Here is a 24856-nt window from a genome sequence, read left to right as displayed (position 1 = left end):
TTACTGACCGCCTTTCACTTGTTTTTTGGGTTTAATATAACGTTCGATAATATAGTGGGCACCAACAAAGAAAATAATCAAGGCAGTCACTACTTTAATCAATTCAGGCGGCGTTCCGACATGAGTTGCATCGCTGATACTCATACCCGGTGCTCCAACGCTGAGTGCCCCAAACAAGAAAGCAGACAGCAAGATGCCTATCGGTGAATTGGAGGCCAGAAGACTGACCGCCATTCCGTCAAATCCGATTGCCAGAGAGCTGGTTTGTACATAGACATTGCCGAAGGTTCCAAGTCCTTCAACAACACCGCCAAGCCCGGCCAGAGCTCCTGAGATAACCATGGATAAAACAATGGTTCTTCTGGCTGACATGCCTGCATATTCACTGGCGTGCGGGTTAAGACCGACTGAACGAATCTCAAAACCAAGCGTTGTCTTATTCAGCAAGTACCAAACAACTAAGATAGCAATAAGGGCTAAGAAAAAGCCAACATTCATCCGAGAATTATCTGTCAGTGCCCGCAGCCAGTCTGTCTGATAGCTGGCATTCTTGCCGACATAAATACTGGAGTCAGAATTGCGCATGATCTTTTTAGAAAAGCCATCCTGAATAATAGCATTGCCGATGTAGAGCACAATGTAGTTCATCATAATGGTGACGATAACTTCGCTGGTGCCGAGATAGGCTCGTAAAAATCCGGGAATAGCCCCGATAACACCGCCTGCTGCTGCCCCGATAAGGACTGTCATGATAAGCATAACAGGACGCGGTAAGCTGGGGTTAGCCAGAGCAAACCAGCCAGCCGCTATCCAGCCGGCATAGGCCTGACCTGACAAACCGATATTGAAGAAACCAGCACGGCTGGCAACGGCAAAACCAAGTGCAATCAAAATTAGCGGGCTCATTGCACGAAAGATTTCGCCGACATCTTTTAAACTGCCGAAAGCCTTTTGAAAGAGACCTTCATAAGCCCATACCGGATCATAGCCAAAAATAAGCATGATAATGGCACCCAGTATAATTCCTAAGACAACCGAAATCAGAGGAACGACAAGTTGTTGTGTTTTTTTAGACATTTGCTTCCTCCTTTTCAATACTTCCGCCGGCCATCAAAATTCCCAGTTCTTGTTTATTAGTGGTTTCCGGCCTTACAATGCCTTGAATTTTACCGTCGTGAATAACGGCAATACGATCAGATAGATTAAGTATTTCGTCCAATTCGAAACTAACCAGCAACACAGCTTTCCCTTTATCACGCTCTTCCATCAGGCGTTTATGAATATATTCAATAGCGCCGACGTCCAAGCCGCGTGTTGGCTGGCTGACAATCAGCAAATCCGGATCGCGGTCAACTTCACGGGCAATAATAGCTTTTTGCTGATTACCGCCTGACAGTCCCTTAGCCGGAACAAGTTCGCTGGCACCGCGGACATCAAATTCTTCCATCAGCTGACGCCCGTGTTCATTAATCTTATGATAATTCAAAACGCCGTTTTTACTCAGCGGCTGTTTGTAATAGGTCTGCAGAGCCATATTTTCAGCCAGCGTCAGCTCGAGGATCAAACCGTCACGGTGTCTGTCCTCAGGAACATGCCCTACGCTTAATTCTGTAATCTTGCGGGCTGAAAGTTTCGTCACATCCTGCCCTTTAATGGTAATGGTTCCTGATTTAATCTTACGCAGACCTGTAATGGCTTGAATTAATTCACTTTGACCATTGCCGTCAATGCCGGCAATACCGACAATCTCGCCGGCTCTGACATCCAAGGAAAGCCCCTTGACTGCAGGAATGCCGCGATTTTCATTGACTTCCAGATCTTTAATGGCTAAGGTTACTTCCTTAGGATTGGCAGCAGCTTTTTCAGTCGTAAAGGAGACCGAACGGCCAACCATCATTTCAGCCAAGTCTTGAGATGTCGCTCCTGCTACATCCACCGTTTCAATACTTTTACCGCGTCTGATAACAGTCACACGGTCAGCCACTGATCGAATCTCATCAAGCTTGTGCGTAATCAAAATAATGGATTTACCTTCTTTGACAAGACCTTTCATAATGCTCATCAATTCCTGAATTTCAGAAGGCGTCAAAACGGCAGTCGGCTCATCAAAGATCAGGATATCGGCACCGCGGTAAAGGGTTTTTAAAATTTCGACCCGTTGCTGAGCTCCGACAGAAATATCGGCAATCTTGGCATCAGGGTCAACAGCTAAGCCGTACTTTTCAGACAGTTCTTTAATTTCCTGACCGGCTTTTTTTAAATCTAAAATACCATTTTTAAGAATCTCATTTCCTAAAATAATATTTTCAGTCACTGTAAATGCCTCAACCAGCATAAAATGCTGGTGCACCATTCCGATGCCCAACTGGGCTGATTTAGACGGAGAATCAATCGTAACAGTCTTACCATTAATCGCAATCTCACCGCTGGTCGGCTCAAGCAAACCGGCAAGCATGTTCATCAAGGTTGATTTGCCAGCTCCGTTTTCACCAAGCAGAGCATGAATCTCACCTTTTCTAAGATTGAGATTGATATGATCATTAGCGACGAAATCGCCAAATTTTTTGGTAATTTCTCTCATTTCAATGACATGTTGCGTCATAGTACTTTCCTTTCAGAAATTTTATACTTCAGTAGAGAGCAGGATGTGATCGTGCGGTGACTCTATCCTGACCTCTACTGAGATACAAAGATCTCAGTGTTAAAAAGGCGACCGGCTGAGGTCGCCCTTAAACCCTTATTTTTCTGGAACTTTAATGTCGCCTGATACAATTTGTTTCTTAGCGTCATTTACAGCTTTTTTAGCATCATCAGATAAATTGGTTGGCGCAAGGTCAACACCTTTATCCTTAAGTCCGTAAGTTGTTACTTTACCGCCTGGGAACTTCTTATCCGCAGTGTTGTTTGAAATCAGCTGAACAGCTTTACCGACTTCCTTTAATGAAGATGCAAGGACAAAGTTAGATTTCTTACCGTCTTTAGAAGTGTATTTCCCTTCAGCAGCTTGGTCGCGGTCAACCCCGATAACCCAAACTTTTTTAGATTCATTTTTCTTTTCATTCAAAGCTTTGGCTTCGCTGAAGACACCTGCACCTGTACCGCCTGCTGCCTGGTAAACAACGTCAGCACCGCCGGCATACTGAGCAGCGGCGATTGTTTTACCTTTAGCCGCATCGCCAAATGATCCTGCATAGTCCACTTGAATTTGGATAGATTTATCGACAGATTTAACACCGGCTTCAAAACCTTTTTCAAAACGAGTGATAACTTCTGATTTAACACCGCCTACAAAACCAACTTTTTTGGTTTTTGTTGTTTTAGCAGCCGCAATTCCTGCAAGGTAGGCTGCTTCATTATCAGCAAACGTAACGCTGGCAACATTGTCTTTGTTTTCGATGACATCATCAATGATAACATAATTAACGTCTTCATTGTCAGCCGCTGTTTTTTCGATGGCATCATGCAGCGCATAGCCAATACCAAAGATTAATTTATAGCCGCTTGATGAAGCAGTATCAAGGTTGGTAGCGTAATCAGATTCATTAGCTGATTGGAAATAATCAAAACCATTTCCCTTGCTGAGACCCTTGTCTTTGCCCCAAGCCTGTAAACCTTCCCATGCTGATTGGTTAAATGACTTGTCATCAACACCACCAGTATCAGTTACAATAGCAACTTTTAAATCTGTTTTGGCCTTGCTATTGTTTTTAGCCGCGCGATTGCCGCAGGCTGCAAGTCCTAATACTGCTGCAGCAGTTAAACCTAAACCAACAATTTTCTTGTTCATAAAGATGAACCCTCCTAAGTTTTATATACAACAAATGTTGCCAAAAAATTAACATTAAACCTAAAGGCTTAACAGACCAATAAAAACAGCTTTACCTTAATTCTGTAAACGAATAAGGCAATAACTCATCGACCGTCATCACGACCGTCTTACCATCCTTAGCAATCAAGGTAACCTGAGCGGTTGGCTCAAAAAATTCAGCCATCACCTGCCGGCAGGCACCGCACGGAGAAATCGGCTCCTCAGTTTCGCCATAGACAGCTATCTCTTCGAAGTCACGGTGGCCTTCAGAAACAGCCTTAAAAATAGCTGTCCGCTCACCGCAGTTGGTAAGACCGAAACTGGCATTTTCAATATTACAGCCCAGATAAACATCACCGGACTTGGTTTTGACCGCGGCCCCAATAGGGAAATGAGAATAGGGCACATAGGCATTTTGGCTGGCTTTTTTAGCAAGAGATACTAAATCAGTAGCCACCTTTTGCTTCTCTCCCTTCAACAATGGCAATTCCGGCAGATGTCCCGATTCGGGTTGCCCCCGCTTCGATGAAGGCCTGAGCATCTTTTAAGGTACGTGCTCCGCCAGCCGCCTTAACACCGAATTCAGGTCCCACTGTCTGACGCATGAGCCGAACATCTTCAACTGTGGCGCCTCCCGTAGAAAAGCCGGTTGATGTCTTAACAAAATCTGCTCCTGCTGCCTTAGCCGCCTGACAGGCCCTAACCTTTTCCTCATCAGTCAAAAGACAGGCCTCAATAATAACTTTAACCAGCTTGTCTCCGCTGGCTTCAACAACTGCTCGGATATCTTCTTCGACAGCATCAAAGTTCCCGGATTTTGCCTGCCCGATATTGATGACCATATCAATTTCGTCGGCTCCGTTTTTAATGGCATCCTTTGTTTCAAAGGCTTTGACCGCACTGGTCGTCGCTCCCAGAGGAAAACCGATAACGGTACAAACCTTGACATCACTTTCTTTGAGAGAAGCAGCTGCATAAGAAACCCAGGCAGGATTGACACAGACACTGGCAAAATGATAGTGCTTAGCCTCTTGAATGAGCTGGTCAATTTGGGCCTGAGTGCTTTCTGGTTTTAATAAAGTATGGTCAATATAGCGATTGATTTCCATGTTACCCTTTCTTAACAATTAAGTAATGATTCTTAAAATCTCATTTACTCTCAATTCTTCCTTATCTATTTTAACATTTTTTTTGAATTCTGTAAGCATGTTTTCAGATAATTTTTCATTGGAGTAAACCCTGGCAATCAGATCTCCTTTTTGAACGGAATCCCCAACTTTTTTCTCAAAAACAATGCCTGTTTCATAGTCCAGTTTATCTGTTTTAACTGCTCGGCCGGCTCCCAGACGCATTGCAAAAAGCCCAAATGCCAAAGCCGGCAGCTCTTTGATATAGCCTTCTTTGTCTGCAGCAATTTCAGTGATAACAGGTGCTGATGACGGACGGTACAAATCTGCTAAGTCGCCTCCCTGACAGACAACCATCTCTTCCAGTTTTTTAAGAGCTTGACCGTTCGTTAAATGCTCGCGAATAGCTGTCAGACTCTTTTGCTTTCCGGCCAATTCTAACATCAGCTGGGCCAGCTCACAGATAAAATCGGTAAGATCTTGACGTCCCTGTCCCTGCATGATCTGCAGAGCCTCTAGAACTTCTAAGCGATTCCCAATTGCCTGACCCAGAGGCTGGCTCATATCCGTTATGACAGCGATTGTTTGCCGTCCCATTTCCTTGCCCAGAGCAACCATGGTCTTGGATAAGGTCTCTGCTTCTTCCAGCGTCTTCATAAAGGCACCGTCACCGACAGTGACATCAAGCAAAATGCGGTCGGCCCCCGCAGCAATTTTTTTGCTCATGATGGAGCTTGCAATCAATGGAATAATGTCAACAGTCGCTGTCACATCACGCAGGGCATAGAGCATCTTGTCTGCCTTGACCAGATTGTCGGACTGCCCGATGACCGCTAAGCCAATCTCCTGAACTTGCTTGATAAAGTCTGCCTGTGAAAGCTCAATGCGATAACCCTTAATTGACTCCAGCTTATCAAGAGTTCCGCCAGTGTGACCCAGACCGCGGCCGCTCATTTTAGCAACCGGCACGCCAAAGCTCGCAACCAGCGGCACCAGTATCAAAGTAACCTTATCACCGACACCGCCGGTTGAATGCTTATCCACTTTGACACCAGAAATAGCTGACAGGTCAATTTGCTCACCCGAATTAACCATGGCCATAGTCAAATCATGTGTTTCTCTGGTTGTCATTCCTTTAAAATAAACAGCCATCGCAAAGGCTGACATCTGATAATCAGGCACGCGGCCGTCAGTATAGGCTGCAATAAGCCAATTTATTTCCTGTGTCGTCAATTCATGACCGTCTCGTTTTTTCTGAATTAAATCAACTGCTCTTATCATCTAACCACCAAGAACGCAATGAAAAGAGACTGACTTTTATTACTACAGTCAACCTTTTTGTTCGTTCTTATTCTCCTTCTTTCTCACTTCTAAGGACGTAATAGCCCTTGTCTCTTTTTAAAACAGCAGCATTGCCAAAAACCTGCTCCATCTTCGCCTTAGCGCTGGGAGCTCCTTGTTTTTTCTGAATGACAATGGTTAAGCTGCCGCCTGTATTGAGATGCTCCATGCTGCCTTCAATAATAGCATGAACAACCTCTTTGCCGGCTCTGATAGGAGGGTTGCTGATGACAGCATCAAAACACCCTGAAACATTTTCGTAGGTATTTGACTGAAAAATAGTGGCATTGACCCCATTTTTTTCAGCATTTATTTCGGCTAAATCAAGCGCCCGCCTATTAATATCAACCATGGTCACTTCAAGGCCATAAACCTTAGCCAGAGAAATCCCTAGAGGGCCATAACCGCAGCCCACATCAAGCAAGGTTTTTTCCTTTTTAAAATCAAAATTGTTTAAGAGAACCTGACTGCCGTAATCAACCATTTTTTTGCTGAAGACACCTGAATCGGTTAAAAAGCGGAAGGTTTCTCCCAGCAAATGGACATCTATTTCTTTTAGTTCATGCTTGCTGTCAGGATTTTCTGTATAGTACATGTTGTTCATCGTGTTTTGACTCCTGTTTTACGCTAATCAATTTTAGCACACTTTGAAACGGTTTTCAATTCAATGTGGTATAATGTTCTTCAAAGGAGTATTTCATGGCAAACGAGTTTATTAATTTTGAAAAAATTTCCCGTCATACCTGGCAGCACCTGCATCAAAAATCACAGCCGCCTTTAAACGAGGCAGAATTAAATTCCATCAAGAGTCTCAATGACCAAATCAGTATTCAGGATGTCACCGACATTTACCTGCCCTTGGTCAGTCTGGTTAAGATTTACAAAAAAGCTCAGGAAAACCTCAGCTTTTCTAAAAGTATTTTTCTGCAAAAAGACCTCAACAACCGTCCCTTTATTATCGGAGTTTCAGGTTCTGTTGCCGTAGGCAAATCCACTACCAGCCGCCTTTTGCAGCTTTTGCTGGCAAGAACCTTTAAAAATTCCAGTGTTGAAATGGTTACCACCGATGGTTTTTTGTATCCCAATGCTGTTCTTTCTGCCAAAAACATGCTGAATCGCAAAGGCTTTCCTGAAAGTTACGATATGGAACTTCTGCTCAACTTTCTCGACAGCATGAAAAACGGACAGACTGCAGAGATACCGGTCTACTCACATGAAATTTACGATATTGTACCGGGTCAAAGACAGACTCTTGCAGCACCTGATTTTTTGATTGTGGAAGGTATCAACGTTTTTCAAAACCCCGTAAACAATCGGCTTTATATGAGTGATTACTTTGATTTTTCGATCTATATTGATGCTGACAGCAAACATATTGAAAATTGGTACCTTGAACGCTTTTCAACCCTGCTGGATCTGGCTGAGAATGATGAAGAAAACTACTACCATCGTTTCTTAAAGATGGGAAAAAAAGGAGCTTTAGATTTTGCCAGAGAAATCTGGAAAAACATCAACCTCGTCAATCTGGAAAAATATATTGAACCTACGCGAAATCGTGCTGAGCTGATCCTCCATAAGGCGGATGACCACAAAATAGATGAAATTTACCTGAAAAAGTGATAAAGGCTTGTCAAATGCTCAGAATTTCTATATAATGATATAGTTATCATTATTTGGAGGTAAAGACATTGGCAAATATTAAATCTGCGATTAAGCGTGCTGAACTCAACGTTAAACAAAATAACCGCAATTCAGCTCAAAAATCAGCTATGCGTTCTGCTATTAAAGCTTTTGAAGCAAACCCAACTGAAGAACTTTTCCGTGCTGCTTCTTCCAGCATCGATAAAGCTAAATCAAAAGGGCTGATTCATAAAAACAAAGCAAGCCGCGATAAAGCACGCCTTGCACGTCAATTAGCTAACTAAGAAAGCTGGAATATCTTCCGGCTCTTTTAGTTTCCGCCAAACCAGCTTGATTATATATCACAGCATTGTAAAAACACCTCTGGGGAGCTCCAATTTACTGGAATTCTTCAGAGGTGTTTTTTATCCTGTTTATTGGGGTTAGTGAAAACTCACGGGTTTTATTTACTGGCAGGCAGACGAACTTCAAAAATAGCTCCCTGCGGCTTCTTATCTTTAACGATGATACTGCCCTTTAAGCTATCAGTAATTTGTTTAGCCAGAGACAAGCCGAGACCAAAACCGCCTTTTTGCCGGGTCCTGGCCTTATCAACACGGTAAAAGCGATCAAAAATTCTCTTTTTGTCTGCATCTGAAATTCCCTGACCGCTGTCAGCTACCGAGAAAATCAAGCTGCGGTCGGTTGTTTTAACATCTATCCAAATTTCCCCCTCCTGATCCGTGTATTTGACCGCATTATCAAAAAGAATGGTCATTAATTGCTTGAGCAGGGTTTTGTCTGTTTTAATCTGACGGCCGACCTTATTTGTAATGTGCAGCCTTTTACCGTTTTCCTGTGCGATCATGGCATAATTTTTAAAGGTATCATCAAAAAAGCTAGGGTTAACCTCCGTTATTTCAGGTTCAATACCGTCATCACGGCGCGCCAGATTAAGGAGATTGGTTGTCAGCATCCTCATATTTCTGACTTCTTCCAAACTGGAGGCGATGGATTCTGAGGATTCTAAAATAGTAGCCTCAGGCTTTCTAAAAAGGCTTTCCAAGCGATTTTGCAAGACCGCCAGCGGTGTCCGCAGTTCGTGACTGGCATTTTCCACGAAAGATTTCTGCTTTTCGTAATTCTCTAAAATAGGCTTGCGGCTCCATTTAGCTAAATAGACACTGGCAATAACTGAAATCAGCCAAAAAACAATCATAACGCTGATAATAATCGTCACATAACGTCTGTTAGCTTCCTCTAGCTGAGTCGTGTTAATAACAATCGTTGCAAATTTTACCTGCGGGTAAAAATCATTAGTCACTTTAACCGTGACAGTCCTATATTTTTCTGTTTGGCCATAAATATTCTTGGCCTTTTGCTCGGTAATAGCACCTAGATTATTCAGCTTAGGATGAATGCGGTATAAGGGTGAAAAAGCATTGATATTATTGACGACCTGACGTTTTTTGTTATAAAGAATCGTATCCGTATTGGCAGCCATTTGTCCATCTGGTTTGATTTTAAAGGGAGATTCTGCGTTGTTGTCGCTAATAGCATCATCAATCATGGTATTTCTGACCATAGCCATATTGACATAATCGTCAATATTTTTAGTTGCTTTTTTGAGACTGGCATCAACCGAAGAATAGATACCAAAGCGCATGACTTGTATGATGATCACCGTCATCACAAAGAATATGCCCGTAAATACACCAAAGAAATGGGAGAAAAAGGAGGCATTTTCTCCGTACTTGTTTTTTTGTCTTAGTTTAATTAGCATCCTTCAAAATATATCCTACGCTGCGCAATGTCTGCAAGTTCTTTCCAAACTGAGTATCTTTGAGTTTTTTTCTGATTTTAGACACATAGACCTCGACGACAGAAATTGTTGTGTCACTGTCAAATCCCCAAATTCGGTCAAAAATCTGTGATTTAGGCAAAATAACATTCTGATTCTGCAGAAAATAAACCAGCAAATCGAACTCCTTGCCCAGCAGCTCAACTTCCTTACCGTTTACTTTGGTCGTATTGGTCGATGTATCTACCGTTAAATCACCGTAAACAAGACTTTTATCGGTATACTTCCCTGAGCGCTTAAGAAGAGCTTGAATACGCATTTTCAGCTCTTCTAAATAAAAAGGTTTTGTCAGATAATCATCGGCGCCCAGTTCAAAGCCGTGTCCCTTATCATCTAAGCCTTCTTTAGCGGTCATAATTAAGACAGGTGTTGTAATCCCCTTCTCGCGCAATTCCTTCAAAACCTGAAAACCGCTCTTCTCGGGCAGCATCAAGTCCAATAAAATCAAATCATAGACGCCGCTTTCAGCCTCATAAAGGCCCTCTTCTCCATCAAAAACCTGCATAACATCAGCAAAATCATCCAGAAAGTCAAAGATGGAATTTGACAGGCTTAAATCATCTTCTACTAATAATATCTTTATCATGTTCCGCTCCTTTTCTTACTTTCTATTATAGCATGACTTAGAAGTTTTCGACTAATTATTTACAGGAGAGGAAATTCCTTTAAGTCAGCCGTTAGCAAGAGCCGCAATCAAGGCAGTTAAGGCAGATTTTGCTGCCAGCGAGAGAAAAATGGGGTTGGTGAATACTTTTTTCATAGATAGACCTCTTCTTTCTTTCAGCATAAACTCAGTCTAACCTATCAGTCTTAAAAGAGGCTTAATGAAAAATAATAGTAAAAAATACGACTGTTTGAAAAAACTCAATGAGGATTTACGAATAGTTATATTGCAACAGCAGATATAGTGCATTACAGAGAAAGTAAAAAATATCTTAGCAGAAAGATTGACACTGAATATTGTCATTCAAAAAATAAAAAGACTTAGTCCTGAACGATGCAGAACCAAATCTTTTGACTCTATAATATCTAAATAAGCTGATAAACCTGTTTGACTATCAGTAACAGAAATAATGTTATTATTTTGTGATACTGTATAGCCATCAACATTATATGTATCCGCATATGTGGTATTTGCAATGATAAGGCAAATCATACTGTATAATAAGACGACAACAAAACCGAAGATATTTCGTTTCATTTTCATATCGCTACTCCTTCCTAAAATAAGAAATAAAAATCCCTAGACCTGCTATTCCAGCAATTACTAATATAGTATTCCTATTTTTTAATCCCCAAATTAATAAAAATATATCAATTAATAAAACAAATATAGATGTAAATAGCCTGATTTTACTCATATCCACCTCCTATAAAAGAATAATGTCACAGTAGTACAACCGGGGGGATACAATAAAGACTTTTTATGAGCGGTTTCTTTTAAAAGTCGTATCTGCCTTCCAAGACCTTAATAATGGTTTCATGTCTAATATCACTTTTTATATCTCCCCCTTTTGCCTCACTCTATCATAATGTCTATTTTTTATCAAACATATAATTTATTCCCAGTACGCTTTTTGAAAAGTTCCATTCTTTGATTTCACTGAAGGTAACCTTAAAGGCCTTCTCAGCTACCGAAAGTAAATTAGTTACTATTCGTAACAGTCTTGTTCTGAAGCTAAACTGGAGGCAATCAACAATTTCATCAAGAATGTCAAGAGTTAAGCCTTTTGCTTTCGTAATTTCAAGGATTCTAAAACTAAAATTTTCATCACCCTGATCATCAAAAAAGAGAAAACCAACTTGGTCTTCTCCATGTGTTAAGATCAATCACTCACTACAGTTGACAATGAGCTTTTACAGTTTAACATTTTTTATCTAACCTTACTTTTTAAACTCCGCAGTCTCTGGGACTGCCATTAAAAATGGCCTGTAACCGCCTGCCAAACAGCTGCTTTCTCTCTTTCAATCAGAGCCGTTCTGGCCGCTATGTCTTTGATTCCCATAGTAATATTGCGGCTGATAGCCAGATTATCCAGCTGCGGTTCAAAGAAAGCCTTGTATTCTCCTAGCCGCTGAGCGGTTTTAAAGATACTAGCCGGAATAATAACAAAGCTGTCAAAACTCATGTCACCGCCAAGCGTGTCTTTAATCCATTCCCAATTGTCACGTGCCCATCTCCAGAAGGCTTCCTGGGTGAAAGGTTCACTCAGGAAAAGCCTATACCAGAGCGATAGATCCTGAGGCTTAATAACGTCCTTGTTTTTCAGCTGACTCAAAATTCTCTCAAGCGTTGTTTGCGATTTGGTTTGCGCCAGAGCACCGGCCAGCTGCCTGCGGAAATTACCGTCATTGGTCAGCACATAAGTATCCAAGTAAAGTGTTACCAACTCATCCGTTTCAGCATGTTTGATTTGATTGGTCAAAACGGCGAGCCGAACAGCAGCTGGAATGGATTCGATATTGCCTTTGTGCCTTTCAAAAATTGCCTGCGCTTTTTCATTGGCATCAGGATCATCAGCGTAAATCATATTAGCCAAAACAATCTGACGAACCATCTCATCCTCGTCGCTTTCCTGATCCGATTTTTCAAAACCAAGACGCTGATAATTCGCCTGATAAACATCACGAACTAGGGATTTAAAATCTGATTCGATTTGGCTGCCTTCTTCTAAGAATCTCTCTATACCGGCCACCAACTGATGGCTTGCCGACATGACCATATAAGACGTTTCAGCTGACAGGTTTGACAAAAGCAGTACTAATTCAGCATAAGAAATCTGACCGCTTTCTGCCAACAAACGGCGCTCTTGAATGATTTGCAGTTTGGAAGTATTATCCAGACGGTCAAAGTCTGCTAAAACAGCCTCTAAAAGCTGACCATCATAATTGCTGATGTAGTGCGCAGTGTTGCCGGTATTTAAACGCAGCGGCCCCTTATCCTTATTGTCAGCCAGCAACTGACTAAAGTTAGGGATTTCAATGGACGCTTCTTCTAAGGTGTCAGGCAGACCAGACCAGTTGCTGTTGAGCGGAATTTGCCAGAGACGTCCAGCCTCTTCATAATCGCCAATAAAGAATTGTTTTTGCGAAATACGAAGTATGTCATCTTTGACAGCCAGCGTTACTAAAGGATAGCCCGGCTGTTCCAGCCAAGCGTCCATAAAGCTGGCAACATCTTTGCCGGAAGCAGCTGACAGAGCGTTCCAGAGGTCGCGTCCGACAGTGTTGGCATATTGATATTTTTCAAAATAGGTCTTCAAGCCAGCGGCAAAAGCCTCATCTCCCAGCCAGCGGCGAAGCATGTGCATCAAACGGCTGCCCTTAGCATAAACAATAGCCGCATCAAAAATGGTGTTAATCTCATCCGGATGATTAACAGTGACATGTACAGACTGAACACCATCTGTTGCATCGCGTTTGAGAGCATGCGGAACACCGCTTGTCTGGAAATCTTCAAAAATATTCCAGTCAGGTTCTATCGCATCAACAGCTACATATTCCATCATATTGGCAAAACTTTCATTGAGCCAGAGGTCATCCCACCATTTCATAGTGACTAAGTTGCCGAACCATTGGTGAGCCAGTTCATGTGCAATAACAAGTGCTACCTGCTGACGGCTGCTTGCTGTTGAATTTTCATCAACTAAGAGATAGACCTCCCGATAGGTAATCATTCCCCAGTTTTCCATGGCACCGGCAGAAAAATCCGGAAGAGCCAGATGGTAGGACTGCGGAATTGGATACTTAACACCAAAATATCCTTCATAAAAATCAATAACACGAACAGCGATATCCAGGGCAAAAGCAAGCGAATCACTGTTTTGGGCCTCAGTCGCAAAAACACCTACTTCTGTTCCATTCTTTGTGTAAGCTTTTTTCCCATGAAGACTGCCAAAGGCAAAGGCCAAAAGATACGAAGACATTCTAGGGGTTGTATCAAAGGTCCAGACACCAGTCTCCTCACGGCGGCTGATATTAATTTCGGGCATATTAGAGAGGGCGATATCGCCCTCTTCTTGGTCAAATTTCAGCGCTAAATCAAAGGTAGCTTTTGCTTCTGGTTCATCAATACTTGGAAATGCTTCACGGGCAAAGTGGCTTTCAAACTGCGTTGAAATAATCTCCTTTTTTACCCCGTTGACAGTGTAATAGGAAGGATAAATACCCGTCATATTATCTGTAATCTTACCTGCAAATTCCAATACCAGAGTCATGCTGCCGGTTTCAGGGAGTTCAATATGAACAGCCTCATGATCATTGTCCAGTTGGTAAACCAACTCAGTATTATCCAAAAGAACTGAGCTGATAGTCAAATTTTTCTGATGCAGCGAAATCACATTGTCAAGTGCTTCTCCGTTGATAGCTACATTGCCGGAGAAAGTTCTTTGCTGACGGTTAATGTCTAGAAAAATATTATAATTTTCAGGCACAAACTTTTCAATAAAGTGTTCTACAGATTCCATGTATCTCCCTTATTATTTCAAAATTTCTAAATCATTATTATATCACAATTCAATGATTTTTCCAGTTTTAAGATAGACAATCCATTCACAGATATTTCGAGCATAATCACCGATCCGTTCAAGATACATCAGTACCTGGAAGTATTCCTTGCCTGCAAAAGCAGCATCCGGAGTTTTCTTAATTTCTTCAACTGCCAGATTTTGAATATCCTTGAAATAGTTATCAATTATTTCATCGCTGGCTGCAATTTCATAAGCTTTTTTATCATCGCCATTGATGTAAGCATTCAAAGCATCTTCAACCATGCGCTTGACAGCCTTGCCCATCTCGCTAATCTTTTCTTCAACTACCAGAAGGCGCTCCTCACCCTTCATACGAATTGTCGCCTTAGCGATTGAGGAAGCATGGTCTCCCATTCGTTCAATATCACTTGAAGCTTTGAGGACTGTAATAACTGTTCTCAAATCATTAGAGACAGGCTGCTGCAGAGCGATAATTTCGAGAGATTTTTTTTCTAGTTTCGTTTCATACTCGTTTACCACATCATCATCAGCGATAACTTCTTTGGCCAAGTCGCGGTCGTGACTGACAAAAGCACGCACAGTCTTATTGATCTGTGCCAGCACTTCTGTACCCATCGCGTAAAATTGATTGTGTAATTTATCTAATTCTTCTTCAAATTGCGATCTTAACATGTTCTCATCTCTTTTCTATTATTATTTTTATCCAAACTTACCTGTAATATAATCTTCAGTTTCTTTTTTCTGCGGATTCAGGAACATTTCTTTAGTATTGCCGTACTCAATCAAATCCCCAGCAAGGAAGAAGCCCGTCCGGTCAGAAATACGCGAAGCCTGCTGCATGGAACGCGTAACGACAATCATCGTATATTTTTCTTTCAAATCATACAGCGTATCTTCGATTTTTCCCGCTGAAATAGGATCCAAGGCCGAAGTCGGTTCATCCAGCAGAATAATCTGCGGACTGGTTGCCAGAACTCTGGCGATGCAGACACGCTGCTGCTGGCCTCCGGATAGACCGATGGCCGAATCGTGCAGACGGTCTTTTACTTCATTCCAAATGGAAGCGCCATTTAGAGACTTTTCAACAGCCTCATCAAGAACCTTCTTATCCTTAATCCCCTTTAAACGCAAGCCATAAACAACATTTTCATAGATGGTCATCGGAAAAGGATTGGGCTGCTGGAAGACCATGCCGATTTCCTTGCGCAGCTCCACTGTGTCTGTCCGCGGACTGTAGATATTATGCCCATTGTACATGATAGAACCCGTGACCGTTACTTCCGGATTAATATCACCCATTCGGTTGATGGCGCGCAGCAAGGTCGATTTACCAGAGCCTGACGGCCCAATCAAAGCGGTGATTTCATTAGGATAGAAATCAATGGATACATTATTAAGTGCTTTCTTTTTACCATAATAAACAGACAAATCATTTACTTTTAAAATAGGTTCTGTCATTGCTTTCCTTTCTATCCAAAGTGTCCAGACACATAATCGCTGGTTGATTTCAACTTAGCATTTTGGAAAATATTATTGGTCGTATCATACTCAATCAAATCTCCCAAATAGAAAAAGGCTGTATAATCACTGGCACGGGCTGCCTGCTGCATGTTGTGCGTAACAATGATAATCGTATAATTTTTCTTTAACTCAAACATGGTTTCTTCCAACTGCATTGTTGCCACAGGATCAAGAGCCGATGCCGGTTCGTCCATTAAAAGAATATCAGGTTTCACCGCAATGGCCCGAGCGATGCACAGGCGCTGCTGCTGGCCTCCGGAAAGAGTAAAGGCAGACTTATGCAAATCATCCTTAACTTGCTCCCAAAGCGCTGCCTGTTTAAGAGAGGTCTCAACAATTTCATCTAAGACTTTCTTATCTTTGATGCCGGCACGCTCGTAAGCAAAGGTTATATTTTTATAGATTGATTTAGCAAAAGGATTCGGCCTTTGGAAAACCATGCCAATGTGCTTGCGCATTTCATAAACATTGATATTGGGAGCATTGACATCAATACCCTCATACATGATTTCTCCGGTTACCTTGGCAATATCGATAGTGTCATTCATGCGATTTAAACTGCGGAGGAAAGTTGATTTCCCACAGCCTGACGGACCGATTAAAGCGGTAATTTTGTTCTTTTCAAACTGCATATCAATCCCGTTGATAGCCTCGTTTTCACCGTAATAGACGTGTAAATCCTTGGTTGATAAAGCGAGGTTTCCTTCCGGAAAAGTAATAATATGCCTTTCGTTCCAATTATAATCTGCCATTTGTCCTCCTTTAGGCTGCTGATGTCAGCTTAGCATGCAGTTTCTTACCAATGTAGCGTGCTGACAAGTTAAAGATAAGGATAAAAACAAGTAAAACTGCTGCACTGCCCTGAGACACTTTAGTAGCATCCGGAATGGTTCCTTCACTGTTAACCTTCCAAATATGAACAGCCAAGGTTTCAGCCTGACGGAAAATGGAAATCGGACTCGTTGTACTAAGCGGATTCCAATTTCCCCAATCCAGAGCCGGTGCAGATTGACCTGCTGTATAAATCAGCGCTGCTGCTTCCCCGAAAATACGGCCGGAAGCAAGCACAATACCGGTTACAATTCCCGGAAGTGCTTCCGGAATAACCACATGAACCACGGTTTCCCAGCGTGAAATACCCAAAGCAAGCCCGGCTTCGCGCTGCGTATGATGGACATTTCGCAAGCTGTCTTCAATATTACGCGTCATCTGCGGCAAATTGAAAACAGTCAGCGCCAAGGCACCTGAAATAATAGAAAAGCCGTATTGAAACTGAACAACAAAGATGAGATAACCAAAAAGACCAACAACCACAGATGGCAGAGAAGACAGAATTTCAATACAGGTACGGATAAAATCTGTCAGGCGGCCCTTTCTAGCATACTCAGACAAATAAATGCCGGCTCCCATAGACAAAGGGATAGAGATAATCAGTGTTACGACTAAAAGAAAGAAGGAATTATAAAGCTGAATACCAATGCCGCCGCCAGCTTCATAGGAAGAGGAGACGCCTGTCAGGAAGTGCCAATCAATGCTGGGAATTCCCCGGACAAGAATAAAAAGTAAGAGAAATGCCAAAATGGCAATAATAATACCGGCAATGGTATACAAAATACCAGTAACTAATTTATCCAGTTTTTTAGCGTGCATAATTTTTCTTACCTTCCCTTGTAATAAATTTCATCAGCATATTAAAGGCCAAACTCATAATCAGAAGGACTAAGGCCAGTGACCAAAGAACATTATTTTGGACGGTTCCCATGACTGTATTTCCAATTCCCATTGTCAAGACAGAAGTCAGAGTTGCTGCAGGTGTTGTCAGAGAAGTCGGAATGACTGCTGAATTTCCGACAACCATCTGAATTGCCAGGGCTTCACCAAAAGCACGAGCCATACCGAAAACAACTGCAGTAAAGATACCTGGTTTTGCCGCATTTAAAATAACACGCCAAATGGTTTGCCAGCGGGTTGCCCCCATAGCAAGACTGGCTTCCTTATAGTGTCTGGGAACAGCTTTTAAACTGTCAACAGTCATAAAGGTTACAGTCGGCAAAATCATAACGAACAGGACAAAGACTCCGGATAAAATCCCGAATCCTGTACCGCCAAATAAGGTTCGGACAAAAGGCACAACAATCTGCAGACCAATAAATCCATAAACAACCGATGGAATCCCGACAAGCAGCTCGACAACAGGCTGAAGAATTTTAGCACCATACTTCGGTGAAATTTCAGTCATAAATACTGCTGCGCCAATGGCAAAAGGTGTCGCAATCAAAGCTGATAAAATAGTAACAATGAAAGACCCCATTATCATCGGCAGAGCTCCCAGCAAGGGTTTGCCGTCCGGTCCTTTAACATTAGGCTGCCACTCTTTTCCAAACAGAAATTTGAAAGGACTGATTTTATCCACAAAGAAGGTTGACAGACCCTTTTGAGCAACAAAAATAAGAATCATTGCAACGATAAGCACAATTAAAGCCAAACAGCAAAAGGTAATTGTCTTGCCAAATTTTTCTAAACGAGAATTTTTAGAAGGTGAGGTCAGCTTTTTAATCAGTTCTTGATTTTTCATGATTCCTCCATATATCAAGATAAGAACTTCGAAAAGCAATAAAAGCAGCTGAACCAGTCAGCTAAGTAGCTTTTATCCCTTTCACTTGTATATCATTATTTAGCCGTTACAGTGCCGTCTGCACCCTTAACAACTTTCATATCATTAACAGAAATATAACCCATTCGAGGAACGATGCTCTTTTGCACCTTGTCACTCATCATGAAGACCAAAAATTCTTTGGTTAAACCTTTGGCTTTCCCTTTGGTGTACATGTGCTCATAAGACCAAAGCGGCCAGTCGTTAGTGGTTACATTTTTTACGGTTGGTTTAAAACCATTCAATTTTAGAGATTTGACTGAGTTATCGACATAGGCAAAGGCCAGATAAGAAATCGCACCCGGCGTCTGTGAAACAATTGATTTCACCATACCGTTGGAATCCTGCTCCTGACTTTGTTTGGCATCTTTTCCATCCATGATGACACTGTCAAAGGTCGCCCGAGAGCCAGAGCTGGCAGCCCGGTTAATGATAGAGATTTCTAAATCCTGACCGCCCACCTGTTTCCAGTTGGTGTACTCACCGGTAAAAATTTTTTGCAGCTGTTCAACAGTTAAATTAGACACTTTCACCTTTTTGTTTGCGATAACAGCAAGTCCGGCAACCGCAACCTGATGGTCAACCAGTTCTTTGGCATTGATACCGTCTTTTTCTTCGGCAAAAAGGTCACTGTTGCCAATCTGAACAGCGCCTGACTGTACTTGCGAAAGCCCTGTACCAGAACCGCCGCCTTGAACATTGATAGTTTTACCTAAATGAGACTGAGCAAACTCGTCTGAAGAAGCCTCTACCAATGGCTGCAGGGCTGTTGAGCCGACACTGGTGATTGACTGCCCCTTATCAATCCAGCTGGAACAGGCCGTCAAACCTAAGCTGACAACAGCCAGCATTAAGGATAAAACTATTTTTTTCTTTCTCATTTACTTGCTTTCCTTTCCTAATCAATTATAACAATAAAATAAATGAAACGGTTTGCAATTGTAAAATTTTTTTAAAATGTATTCTATAACATTTACACTTGAAAACGAAGCCCCTTAGGGAAATAATTCTTTAACGTATTGCCTGTGACCTTGGCGAAACCTAAGCCATTCCCATTTATCAGAATTTGATACCAGCCGTTTTCATAATCTTTAGAGAGAGGCAGAACATTTCCAGAAACATAAGTTTTGAACTGTTCTACATCAATTTCAACAGACTGTACTACTTCACCCTTTTTTAAAGCCAGTCCCAGGGCAAAAGACGGTTCAAACCGGTTCTTCTTGAAGGTTCCTAAATGCAGGCCGTTTCTGGCGATTTTCAGCGTGGAGAGATTCGGCAGTCCCTGCGGAACTAAATAAAGCTGATTGCCAAAGGTTTGATAGAGACCTTCTAATTTAACCTTAAGATATTTATCAGCAAAAATCTGCCAAAGTTCTTCCTGATCTTTTTTCAAATAAGATTTAGCATTTTTGGATAGAAGAGACGGCTGAGCCCGCCGCTTATCCCGGAGTTTGGCTACAAACTGTCCTTCCCCTTTAAAACGATGGGGATACATCCGTGCAGCTTCGGGCATATCAATGCCTTCGGTCATCCCATTAATCTTGGGAACATCTTCCAGCTCCAAATAATCATAGTGTGAGAGGAGCCAGCGGATGATGTCTTCATTTTCTTCCGGAGCCCATGTGCAGGTTGAATAGACTAAACTGCCGCCAAAAGCCAGCATTTTTACAGCTTCTTGCAATATCTCTTTTTGAAGATCAGCACATTCTGCCGGATAATCTTCGTGCCAATATTGCATGGCAGCCGGATCTTTTCGGAACATTCCTTCGCCCGAACACGGCGCATCTAAAACAATAAGATCAAAATAATGTGCAAAGGTCTGAGCAAGATTTTTGGGACTCTCATTGGTAACAATGACATTTCTGGCACCAAAGCGCTCTACGTTTTCCACAAGAACCTTGCTGCGTTTTTTAGAAATCTCATTGCTTACCAAAATTCCTGTATTGTCCAAATAAGAAAGCAGGTGAGTGGTTTTCCCTCCCGGAGCGGCTGCTAAATCAAGCACCTTCATTCCCTTTGCAGGTGCTGCTGCCTGAGCAACCATCTGAGCAGCCGGCTCTTGAGAATAAACTAAACCCGAGACATGCTCAGCAGACCTGCCGGAAACCTTGCCATAATGCCCCCAGTCTGTGTTGGGAATCGGATTTTCAAATGAAATCTGGGTGCCTTTCAAAGGGTTTACTCGAAAAGCAGCCACGGCTTCTTCCTTGAAACTTGCGAAAAAGGCTTCAGCCTCGCTTCCCAAAATAGTGTGATATTTTTCTACAAATTTTTCAGGTAATGACATATTAACAATCTATCTTGTTCATATTACTTAATATATTTTTGAATTTCTTTTAATTTAGCCTGCGGGACAAACATGACCATCTGCCGGCTTTTATAGTCGGGTTTGTGACCGTAGAGATCAAGAACAGTATAGCCCAGCTTTTCTCCCATGATACTGCCTGCGGCATAGTCCCAAGGAGCAATATTAGAAAAGTAAGCAATAAAACGTCCTTCCAAGACGCGGCAAATACTGAGTCCGGCACTGCCAATCCCGCGAATTCCCAAGGTGCGGCGTCCTAAATCAGCTAGGCCCATAACATTTTGAGCACACATGGCACTGTTGCCGCCGATTAAAGAACGCTTAAAAGGTCTGTCTTGAAAAAAAGGCAGAGGTTTTCCGTTTGCAGTGACATCAAATTGGCCGCCGCCGCTGTAAAGAACATCGTTCATGACATCATAAATGAGGCCAAACTGACCGACACCGTTTTCATAATAAGCGATCATCACAGCAAAATCGCAGCCCTGAACAATAAAATTGACTGTTCCGTCAATTGGATCCAAAACCCAGACAGAGCCATCGTTGATATCTGATACAAGGCCATCCTCTTCTGCAAAGAAATGGTCTTCCGGATAAGCGCTGTGAATTTGTTTAACCATTAATTCCTGAACAGCCTTATCTAAATCGGTAACCAGATCATCAAAGCCTGACTTTTCTTCAATCACCAGATCATGTGCCATATTATCACGAATATAGCGCCCTGCTTCATAAATCAGTTCTTTTGCAAATTGAAATTTAGTTTCCAAGGGAGATAAATCCTTTCTCTTTAGCCTTTGCCGCCTGGACAGCACGGTAGACAGAATAGCCGCTGACTTTTTCAAACTCACGGTCGATTTGCTTTTCCTGTGATTTACTGCTGACAACATCCTTGTATTTTCTGTAGCCTTCCAGCAGGCGGGCTGCCTCAACCTTGCTTTCGTAAGCCTTTTCTACTAGGTTTAAAAAAGAAAGCACTGAGGCTATTTCTTCAGTGCTCCACGATAAATCTAAAGGATAAGAATAGTTTTTACTCATCTTCTTCCTCAGTTTCTGCTTTAATCGTTGCCTGACGCAGTTCTTGCTTGCGGTAATCTCGTGGTAAAAAAGCCCGAATCTCATCTTCATTAAAGCCAATCTGCATACGCTTATCATCCATAATAATCGGACGGCGAAGCAGGCTGGGATTTTTAGAAATAAGGTTAATCAGCTCAGAGACAGACAATTCATCCACATCAATATCTAATTTTTGAAAAACTTTTGAACGTGTTGAAATGATGTCTTCAGTTCCATTTTCGGTATAAGAGAGAATCTTCAGTAAATCATCGCGGCTCAGAGGACTCGTGATAATATTATGCTCTCGAAAGGCAACATCATGTTTATTTAACCAAGCTCTTGCCTTACGGCAGCTTGTACAGCTAGGCGATAAAAATAAGGTAATCATATCCTACCCCTTTATTCATACTTGCCTTTTATTATACAGGATTTTAAGTAACTTGGCTATGCTTTTCCCCAATTTAAGGCAAATTCTTTATCTGTTTCAAGCTGTTTAACTAAATCATCAATGCCATTAAATTTAATCATTTCGCGAATTTTATCCAGCCATAAAATTTCAATTGTTTCACCGTAAATGTCTCCGTCAAAGTCAAAAATATTGGCTTCTAAGCGCAGCTCCGTCCCGCCAAAGGTGACATTTTTGCCAATACTGGTCATCGAACGATAGCGTTTCTCACCCACCAAGACATCAGACACATAAACACCGTCTGCCGGCAAATAGGTCCGATCAATAGGCGCCAGATTAGCCGTTGGAAAGCCTATCGTCCGGCCTCTGGCATCACCGTGAACAACAATTCCCCTTGTTGAAAATTCGTAGCCTAAAAGCTGGTTGACTTGAGCAACATCACCCTGACCGATCAGCTGACGGACACGGGTTGAGCTGATTTTTTCCTGCTGATACTGTACCTCAGGCACCGTAACCACCTGCCCGGAAAAATTGCGTTTAAGGTAGTCAGAATCTGTTTTATTGTGGCCAAATTTATAGTCAAAGCCGACAACGACAGCTTTTGCTTTCAGAGCTTGAATATAGTCATTGATAAAATCATCAGAACTGGTTTTGGCAAAAGCTGAGGTGAAATCCGTCAGATAGAGATCGTCAACGCCATACTCTGCAAATTTGGCGTAACGTTTTTCAGGGTAATTGATATGATTAAGCAGCTCCGGACTGAAGCGTGAAAAAGCTAACTGAGGAGATTCAGGAAAAGTCAGCACAGCGATTTTCAAATTTTCCTTCTCCGCCAGTACTTTGGCTTCCTCAAAAAGCTTTCTGTGTCCCTTATGAAGAGCATCAAAATAGCCTAGAACCAGAACTGACGGTTCTTTTGGGCGGATGTCCTCATGGCTGCGAATTCTAAAAATATTCATCTTATATCATCTTTCTAAAGCACATTTTTACAGAAAAACTTTTTTGGGCTGATACAAAGCCCCTCGTTTTTCCAAAACAGCAACAAGCTGCCTTCCATCAAAAGCGGCCAGCAGCGCATCTTTTTGAGGCAGGGTAATTTGCCGGCCAAAGGAAATCTCGTTGACCTGTTCTTTAGTCAGTTCTGCCCGCGGCAGGGACAGAACCCCGTATTCAATCGGCAAGATAAAGGAAAAATCACCCGCTGCTGTCTTTTCTGCAATCTCATTTAAGCTCAAAGCGTCTTTCAATTGTAAACCGGCCGCAGCAGTCCTTTCGAGGAAAGACATGTGACTGGCATAGCCGAGCCTGGCACCTAAATCGACTGCTAAGGTTCTAACATAGGTTCCCTTGCTGCAAACAACTCTGAAAGCAAAAGAACACAGGCCGTCTTTAAAAATCAAATCTCCCGTACGTTTAAAATCATAGACCGTCACCTGACGCTGAGGACGTTCAACCGTTTCTCCGGCACGCGCGTATTCATAAAGTTTACGGCCGTTGACCTTAACCGCTGAATACATGGGAGGAATCTGATTGATCCGGCCGACAAAAGCTGCCATAGCAGCATCGACTGCTTCTGCCGTCAAATGCTTGTCAACCGGTGTTCTCTCAACAATATCGCCGCCGGCATCTTCTGTCACGGTCGAAAAACCAAGAGTCACCTGTCCTTCATAAACCTTGCCAGACTCTGTCATATATTCCAGCACACGGGTTGCCTTGCCCAGAGCAATAGGCAGCACTCCAACGACGTCAGGATCCAGTGTTCCCCCATGGCCAATCTTTTTTTCCCCTAAAATCTTTCGGAGCTTAAAAACGGCATCGTGTGAGGTCATTCCCGCTTCTTTTTTGAGATTAATAATTCCTGAAATCATAATTTATATTATAGCATAGATTGCTGGCAGCTGGTTAATTGAAAACTCTCCGCTGCCCAGATTTAGACCCAAAGCTGCTTTAACATGATTAATCTTAGCAGACTTTAGACTGGGAATATCACAACTGAGGACAATTTACGAGAGCTGTTTTTTCTGTTAAAATAAGGGCAAAGGAGCTTGTATGACTAATTCTATTCAGAAATTTTGTGCGGAATGCGGAAGACAGCTGCAGCCTAAATTTTTAGCGAACGAAGGTTTCATTCCATACTGTGACAGCTGTCAGGCTTTTCGTTTTCCTGTCTTTAATACGGCCTGCAGCATGATTGTTCAAAACGAGGCTCAAACTAAATTACTGCTCATCAAGCAGTACAGCAGGCCGGATTATATTTTAGTTGCCGGCTACATCTCTCAGGGTGAAAGCGCCGAAGCGGCGGTCAAACGTGAAATTAAAGAGGAGACTGGCCTTGATGTCACATCACTCTGCTTTAATCAGAGTCAATACTTTGAAAAATCCAATACACTCATGCTCAATTTTGCTGTCACTGTCTCAGGGAAGATGGCACCCAACAGCGAAATTGACGACTGGGCTTGGTTTGATGTTAAGAGCGCCAAAAAAGAAATTAAAGACGGCAGTTTAGCCGAAAAATTTTTGCTGGCCTATCTGAAAAAAGCACATCAATCATTGTGACACCCGAACAAGCCTCAAAAATATGTCAGCGGCTTTCACTTTGTCTTAACCAATAAAAAACGAATAACCGTTTGGAAATCCACAGTTGGTTATTCGTTTTTTTATATTGTTTCCTCAG

27 protein-coding genes and 1 pseudogene are annotated in these 24856 nt (G+C 42.2%); 4 read left to right on the top strand and 24 right to left on the bottom strand.

The annotated features are described in order from the left end of the window. The 7 genes from BMI76_RS08305 to BMI76_RS08275 all read right to left on the bottom strand — a co-directional run bounded on the left by BMI76_RS08305 (window position 1) and on the right by BMI76_RS08275 (window position 6880). A complete protein-coding gene (locus BMI76_RS08305) occupies window positions 1-1077 on the bottom strand; it encodes an ABC transporter permease (protein ID WP_075347113.1) in 1077 nt (358 codons plus the stop codon). Next, complete coding sequence (locus BMI76_RS08300) at window positions 1070-2602, bottom strand: ABC transporter ATP-binding protein (RefSeq protein ID WP_075347112.1); 1533 nt, start codon at window positions 2600-2602, stop codon at window positions 1070-1072. Before BMI76_RS08300 ends, BMI76_RS08305 begins: the two co-directional genes overlap by 8 nt. A gap of 135 nt (window positions 2603-2737) precedes the next feature. Beyond that, entirely contained in the window at window positions 2738-3787 is a 1050-nt protein-coding gene (locus BMI76_RS08295) for a BMP family protein (RefSeq protein ID WP_075347111.1), read from the bottom strand. A gap of 91 nt (window positions 3788-3878) precedes the next feature. Next, window positions 3879-4265 (bottom strand): cytidine deaminase, encoded by a 387-nt coding sequence (locus BMI76_RS08290; protein ID WP_075347110.1) that lies wholly within the window; start codon window positions 4263-4265, stop codon window positions 3879-3881. Further along, window positions 4255-4917, bottom strand: coding sequence for a deoxyribose-phosphate aldolase (gene deoC, locus BMI76_RS08285; protein ID WP_075347109.1), 663 nt, complete (start codon window positions 4915-4917; stop codon window positions 4255-4257). The genes BMI76_RS08290 and deoC overlap by 11 nt, the downstream gene beginning before the upstream one ends. Window positions 4918-4935: 18 nt before the next feature. Continuing rightward, window positions 4936-6213 carry a pyrimidine-nucleoside phosphorylase gene (locus tag BMI76_RS08280; protein ID WP_075347162.1) on the bottom strand — a complete coding sequence of 426 codons (1278 nt, stop codon included), beginning with the start codon at window positions 6211-6213 and terminating at the stop codon, window positions 4936-4938. A gap of 70 nt (window positions 6214-6283) precedes the next feature. Beyond that, window positions 6284-6880 carry a class I SAM-dependent methyltransferase gene (locus tag BMI76_RS08275; RefSeq protein ID WP_075347108.1) on the bottom strand — a complete coding sequence of 199 codons (597 nt, stop codon included), beginning with the start codon at window positions 6878-6880 and terminating at the stop codon, window positions 6284-6286. A 95-nt stretch (window positions 6881-6975) separates the two neighbouring features. On the opposite strand from BMI76_RS08275, the gene coaA reads away from it, so the two are divergent. Together coaA and rpsT are read left to right on the top strand one after the other, a co-directional pair. After that, window positions 6976-7896, top strand: a complete 921-nt coding sequence (coaA, locus tag BMI76_RS08270; RefSeq protein WP_075347107.1) for a type I pantothenate kinase — start codon at window positions 6976-6978, stop codon at window positions 7894-7896. Window positions 7897-7949: 53 nt separating this feature from the next. Further along, window positions 7950-8201, top strand: a complete 252-nt coding sequence (gene rpsT, locus BMI76_RS08265) for a 30S ribosomal protein S20 (protein WP_075347106.1) — start codon at window positions 7950-7952, stop codon at window positions 8199-8201. Between the two features lie 158 nt (window positions 8202-8359). Here the strand turns inward: rpsT and BMI76_RS08260 are convergent, their stop codons facing one another. From BMI76_RS08260 to BMI76_RS10780, 4 genes are all read right to left on the bottom strand, one after another. After that, window positions 8360-9679 (bottom strand): cell wall metabolism sensor histidine kinase WalK, encoded by a 1320-nt coding sequence (locus BMI76_RS08260; RefSeq protein WP_075347105.1) that lies wholly within the window; start codon window positions 9677-9679, stop codon window positions 8360-8362. After that, entirely contained in the window at window positions 9669-10343 is a 675-nt protein-coding gene (ciaR, locus tag BMI76_RS08255) for a three-component system response regulator CiaR (RefSeq protein WP_075347104.1), read from the bottom strand. Before ciaR ends, BMI76_RS08260 begins: the two co-directional genes overlap by 11 nt. 381 nt (window positions 10344-10724) lie before the next feature. Beyond that, window positions 10725-10964: a hypothetical protein gene (locus BMI76_RS08250; RefSeq protein ID WP_075347103.1), complete on the bottom strand. Its 240-nt coding sequence runs from the start codon at window positions 10962-10964 to the stop codon at window positions 10725-10727. Window positions 10965-10968: 4 nt separating this feature from the next. Beyond that, the gene (locus tag BMI76_RS10780) at window positions 10969-11118 is read right to left on the bottom strand and encodes a hypothetical protein (protein ID WP_180372836.1); all 150 of its coding nucleotides are present in this window, start codon (window positions 11116-11118) and stop codon (window positions 10969-10971) included. Between the two features lie 310 nt (window positions 11119-11428). On the opposite strand from BMI76_RS10780, the pseudogene BMI76_RS10895 reads away from it, so the two are divergent. After that, a pseudogene (locus BMI76_RS10895) lies at window positions 11429-11581 on the top strand (ISL3 family transposase); the annotation flags it as partial. A gap of 95 nt (window positions 11582-11676) precedes the next feature. Here the strand turns inward: BMI76_RS10895 and BMI76_RS08240 are convergent. The 13 genes from BMI76_RS08240 to truB form a co-directional block, all read right to left on the bottom strand. Continuing rightward, window positions 11677-14223, bottom strand: a complete 2547-nt coding sequence (locus BMI76_RS08240; RefSeq protein ID WP_075347101.1) for a M1 family metallopeptidase — start codon at window positions 14221-14223, stop codon at window positions 11677-11679. 42 nt (window positions 14224-14265) lie between these two features. Further along, the gene (gene phoU / locus BMI76_RS08235) at window positions 14266-14919 is read right to left on the bottom strand and encodes a phosphate signaling complex protein PhoU (protein ID WP_057490864.1); all 654 of its coding nucleotides are present in this window, start codon (window positions 14917-14919) and stop codon (window positions 14266-14268) included. Window positions 14920-14946: 27 nt separating this feature from the next. Then, on the bottom strand, window positions 14947-15705 hold the full coding sequence (pstB, locus tag BMI76_RS08230; protein ID WP_075347100.1) for a phosphate ABC transporter ATP-binding protein PstB: 759 nt from the start codon (window positions 15703-15705) through the stop codon (window positions 14947-14949). A gap of 11 nt (window positions 15706-15716) precedes the next feature. Beyond that, window positions 15717-16520: a phosphate ABC transporter ATP-binding protein PstB gene (gene pstB, locus BMI76_RS08225; protein WP_075347099.1), complete on the bottom strand. Its 804-nt coding sequence runs from the start codon at window positions 16518-16520 to the stop codon at window positions 15717-15719. 10 nt (window positions 16521-16530) lie between these two features. Beyond that, window positions 16531-17418, bottom strand: coding sequence for a phosphate ABC transporter permease PstA (gene pstA / locus BMI76_RS08220; RefSeq protein WP_075347098.1), 888 nt, complete (start codon window positions 17416-17418; stop codon window positions 16531-16533). Continuing rightward, window positions 17408-18343, bottom strand: coding sequence for a phosphate ABC transporter permease subunit PstC (gene pstC, locus BMI76_RS08215; protein WP_075347097.1), 936 nt, complete (start codon window positions 18341-18343; stop codon window positions 17408-17410). The genes pstA and pstC overlap by 11 nt, the downstream gene beginning before the upstream one ends. A 95-nt stretch (window positions 18344-18438) precedes the next feature. After that, the gene (locus BMI76_RS08210) at window positions 18439-19302 is read right to left on the bottom strand and encodes a phosphate ABC transporter substrate-binding protein PstS family protein (protein ID WP_075347096.1); all 864 of its coding nucleotides are present in this window, start codon (window positions 19300-19302) and stop codon (window positions 18439-18441) included. Window positions 19303-19394: 92 nt separating this feature from the next. After that, a complete protein-coding gene (locus BMI76_RS08205; RefSeq protein ID WP_075347095.1) occupies window positions 19395-20708 on the bottom strand; it encodes an RsmF rRNA methyltransferase first C-terminal domain-containing protein in 1314 nt (437 codons plus the stop codon). Between the two features lie 23 nt (window positions 20709-20731). Then, on the bottom strand, window positions 20732-21490 hold the full coding sequence (locus BMI76_RS08200) for an inositol monophosphatase family protein (protein WP_075347094.1): 759 nt from the start codon (window positions 21488-21490) through the stop codon (window positions 20732-20734). Next, window positions 21480-21758 carry a UPF0223 family protein gene (locus BMI76_RS08195; protein WP_075347093.1) on the bottom strand — a complete coding sequence of 93 codons (279 nt, stop codon included), beginning with the start codon at window positions 21756-21758 and terminating at the stop codon, window positions 21480-21482. Before BMI76_RS08195 ends, BMI76_RS08200 begins: the two co-directional genes overlap by 11 nt. Beyond that, on the bottom strand, window positions 21751-22164 hold the full coding sequence (gene spx, locus BMI76_RS08190; protein ID WP_075347092.1) for a transcriptional regulator Spx: 414 nt from the start codon (window positions 22162-22164) through the stop codon (window positions 21751-21753). The genes BMI76_RS08195 and spx overlap by 8 nt, the downstream gene beginning before the upstream one ends. Window positions 22165-22220: 56 nt before the next feature. Then, window positions 22221-23141 carry a bifunctional riboflavin kinase/FAD synthetase gene (locus tag BMI76_RS08185; RefSeq protein WP_075347091.1) on the bottom strand — a complete coding sequence of 307 codons (921 nt, stop codon included), beginning with the start codon at window positions 23139-23141 and terminating at the stop codon, window positions 22221-22223. A gap of 27 nt (window positions 23142-23168) precedes the next feature. Further along, window positions 23169-24050: a tRNA pseudouridine(55) synthase TruB gene (truB, locus tag BMI76_RS08180; protein WP_075347090.1), complete on the bottom strand. Its 882-nt coding sequence runs from the start codon at window positions 24048-24050 to the stop codon at window positions 23169-23171. Window positions 24051-24231: 181 nt separating this feature from the next. Here truB and BMI76_RS08175 point away from each other — a divergent pair, with 181 nt between their 5' ends. Continuing rightward, window positions 24232-24738 carry an NAD(+) diphosphatase gene (locus tag BMI76_RS08175; protein WP_075347089.1) on the top strand — a complete coding sequence of 169 codons (507 nt, stop codon included), beginning with the start codon at window positions 24232-24234 and terminating at the stop codon, window positions 24736-24738. Window positions 24739-24856: the final 118 nt, after the last annotated feature.

Source organism: Streptococcus sp. 'caviae' (genome assembly GCF_001937065.1).
Classification (GTDB): domain Bacteria; phylum Bacillota; class Bacilli; order Lactobacillales; family Streptococcaceae; genus Streptococcus.
The sequence above is the reverse complement of the archived record's forward strand: the minus strand, read 5'-3'. Positions and strand labels throughout refer to the sequence as shown.

Excerpts from the sequence above, each read along its gene's own strand:
- BMI76_RS08305 (WP_075347113.1), bottom strand. The coding sequence starts at position 1,077 with ATGTCTAAAAAAACACAACAACTTGTCGTTCCTCTGATTTCGGTTGTC.
- BMI76_RS08300 (WP_075347112.1), bottom strand. The coding sequence starts at position 2,602 with ATGACGCAACATGTCATTGAAATGAGAGAAATTACCAAAAAATTTGGC.
- BMI76_RS08295 (WP_075347111.1), bottom strand. The coding sequence starts at position 3,787 with ATGAACAAGAAAATTGTTGGTTTAGGTTTAACTGCTGCAGCAGTATTA.
- deoC (WP_075347109.1), bottom strand. The coding sequence starts at position 4,917 with ATGGAAATCAATCGCTATATTGACCATACTTTATTAAAACCAGAAAGC.
- BMI76_RS08275 (WP_075347108.1), bottom strand. The coding sequence starts at position 6,880 with ATGAACAACATGTACTATACAGAAAATCCTGACAGCAAGCATGAACTA.
- coaA (WP_075347107.1), top strand. The coding sequence starts at position 6,976 with ATGGCAAACGAGTTTATTAATTTTGAAAAAATTTCCCGTCATACCTGG.
- BMI76_RS08260 (WP_075347105.1), bottom strand. The coding sequence starts at position 9,679 with ATGCTAATTAAACTAAGACAAAAAAACAAGTACGGAGAAAATGCCTCC.
- ciaR (WP_075347104.1), bottom strand. The coding sequence starts at position 10,343 with ATGATAAAGATATTATTAGTAGAAGATGATTTAAGCCTGTCAAATTCC.
- BMI76_RS08250 (WP_075347103.1), bottom strand. The coding sequence starts at position 10,964 with ATGAAAATGAAACGAAATATCTTCGGTTTTGTTGTCGTCTTATTATAC.
- BMI76_RS10780 (WP_180372836.1), bottom strand. The coding sequence starts at position 11,118 with ATGAGTAAAATCAGGCTATTTACATCTATATTTGTTTTATTAATTGAT.
- BMI76_RS08240 (WP_075347101.1), bottom strand. The coding sequence starts at position 14,223 with ATGGAATCTGTAGAACACTTTATTGAAAAGTTTGTGCCTGAAAATTAT.
- phoU (WP_057490864.1), bottom strand. The coding sequence starts at position 14,919 with ATGTTAAGATCGCAATTTGAAGAAGAATTAGATAAATTACACAATCAA.
- pstB (WP_075347100.1), bottom strand. The coding sequence starts at position 15,705 with ATGACAGAACCTATTTTAAAAGTAAATGATTTGTCTGTTTATTATGGT.
- pstB (WP_075347099.1), bottom strand. The coding sequence starts at position 16,520 with ATGGCAGATTATAATTGGAACGAAAGGCATATTATTACTTTTCCGGAA.
- pstA (WP_075347098.1), bottom strand. The coding sequence starts at position 17,418 with ATGCACGCTAAAAAACTGGATAAATTAGTTACTGGTATTTTGTATACC.
- pstC (WP_075347097.1), bottom strand. The coding sequence starts at position 18,343 with ATGAAAAATCAAGAACTGATTAAAAAGCTGACCTCACCTTCTAAAAAT.
- BMI76_RS08210 (WP_075347096.1), bottom strand. The coding sequence starts at position 19,302 with ATGAGAAAGAAAAAAATAGTTTTATCCTTAATGCTGGCTGTTGTCAGC.
- BMI76_RS08205 (WP_075347095.1), bottom strand. The coding sequence starts at position 20,708 with ATGTCATTACCTGAAAAATTTGTAGAAAAATATCACACTATTTTGGGA.
- BMI76_RS08195 (WP_075347093.1), bottom strand. The coding sequence starts at position 21,758 with ATGAGTAAAAACTATTCTTATCCTTTAGATTTATCGTGGAGCACTGAA.
- spx (WP_075347092.1), bottom strand. The coding sequence starts at position 22,164 with ATGATTACCTTATTTTTATCGCCTAGCTGTACAAGCTGCCGTAAGGCA.
- BMI76_RS08185 (WP_075347091.1), bottom strand. The coding sequence starts at position 23,141 with ATGAATATTTTTAGAATTCGCAGCCATGAGGACATCCGCCCAAAAGAA.
- truB (WP_075347090.1), bottom strand. The coding sequence starts at position 24,050 with ATGATTTCAGGAATTATTAATCTCAAAAAAGAAGCGGGAATGACCTCA.
- BMI76_RS08175 (WP_075347089.1), top strand. The coding sequence starts at position 24,232 with ATGACTAATTCTATTCAGAAATTTTGTGCGGAATGCGGAAGACAGCTG.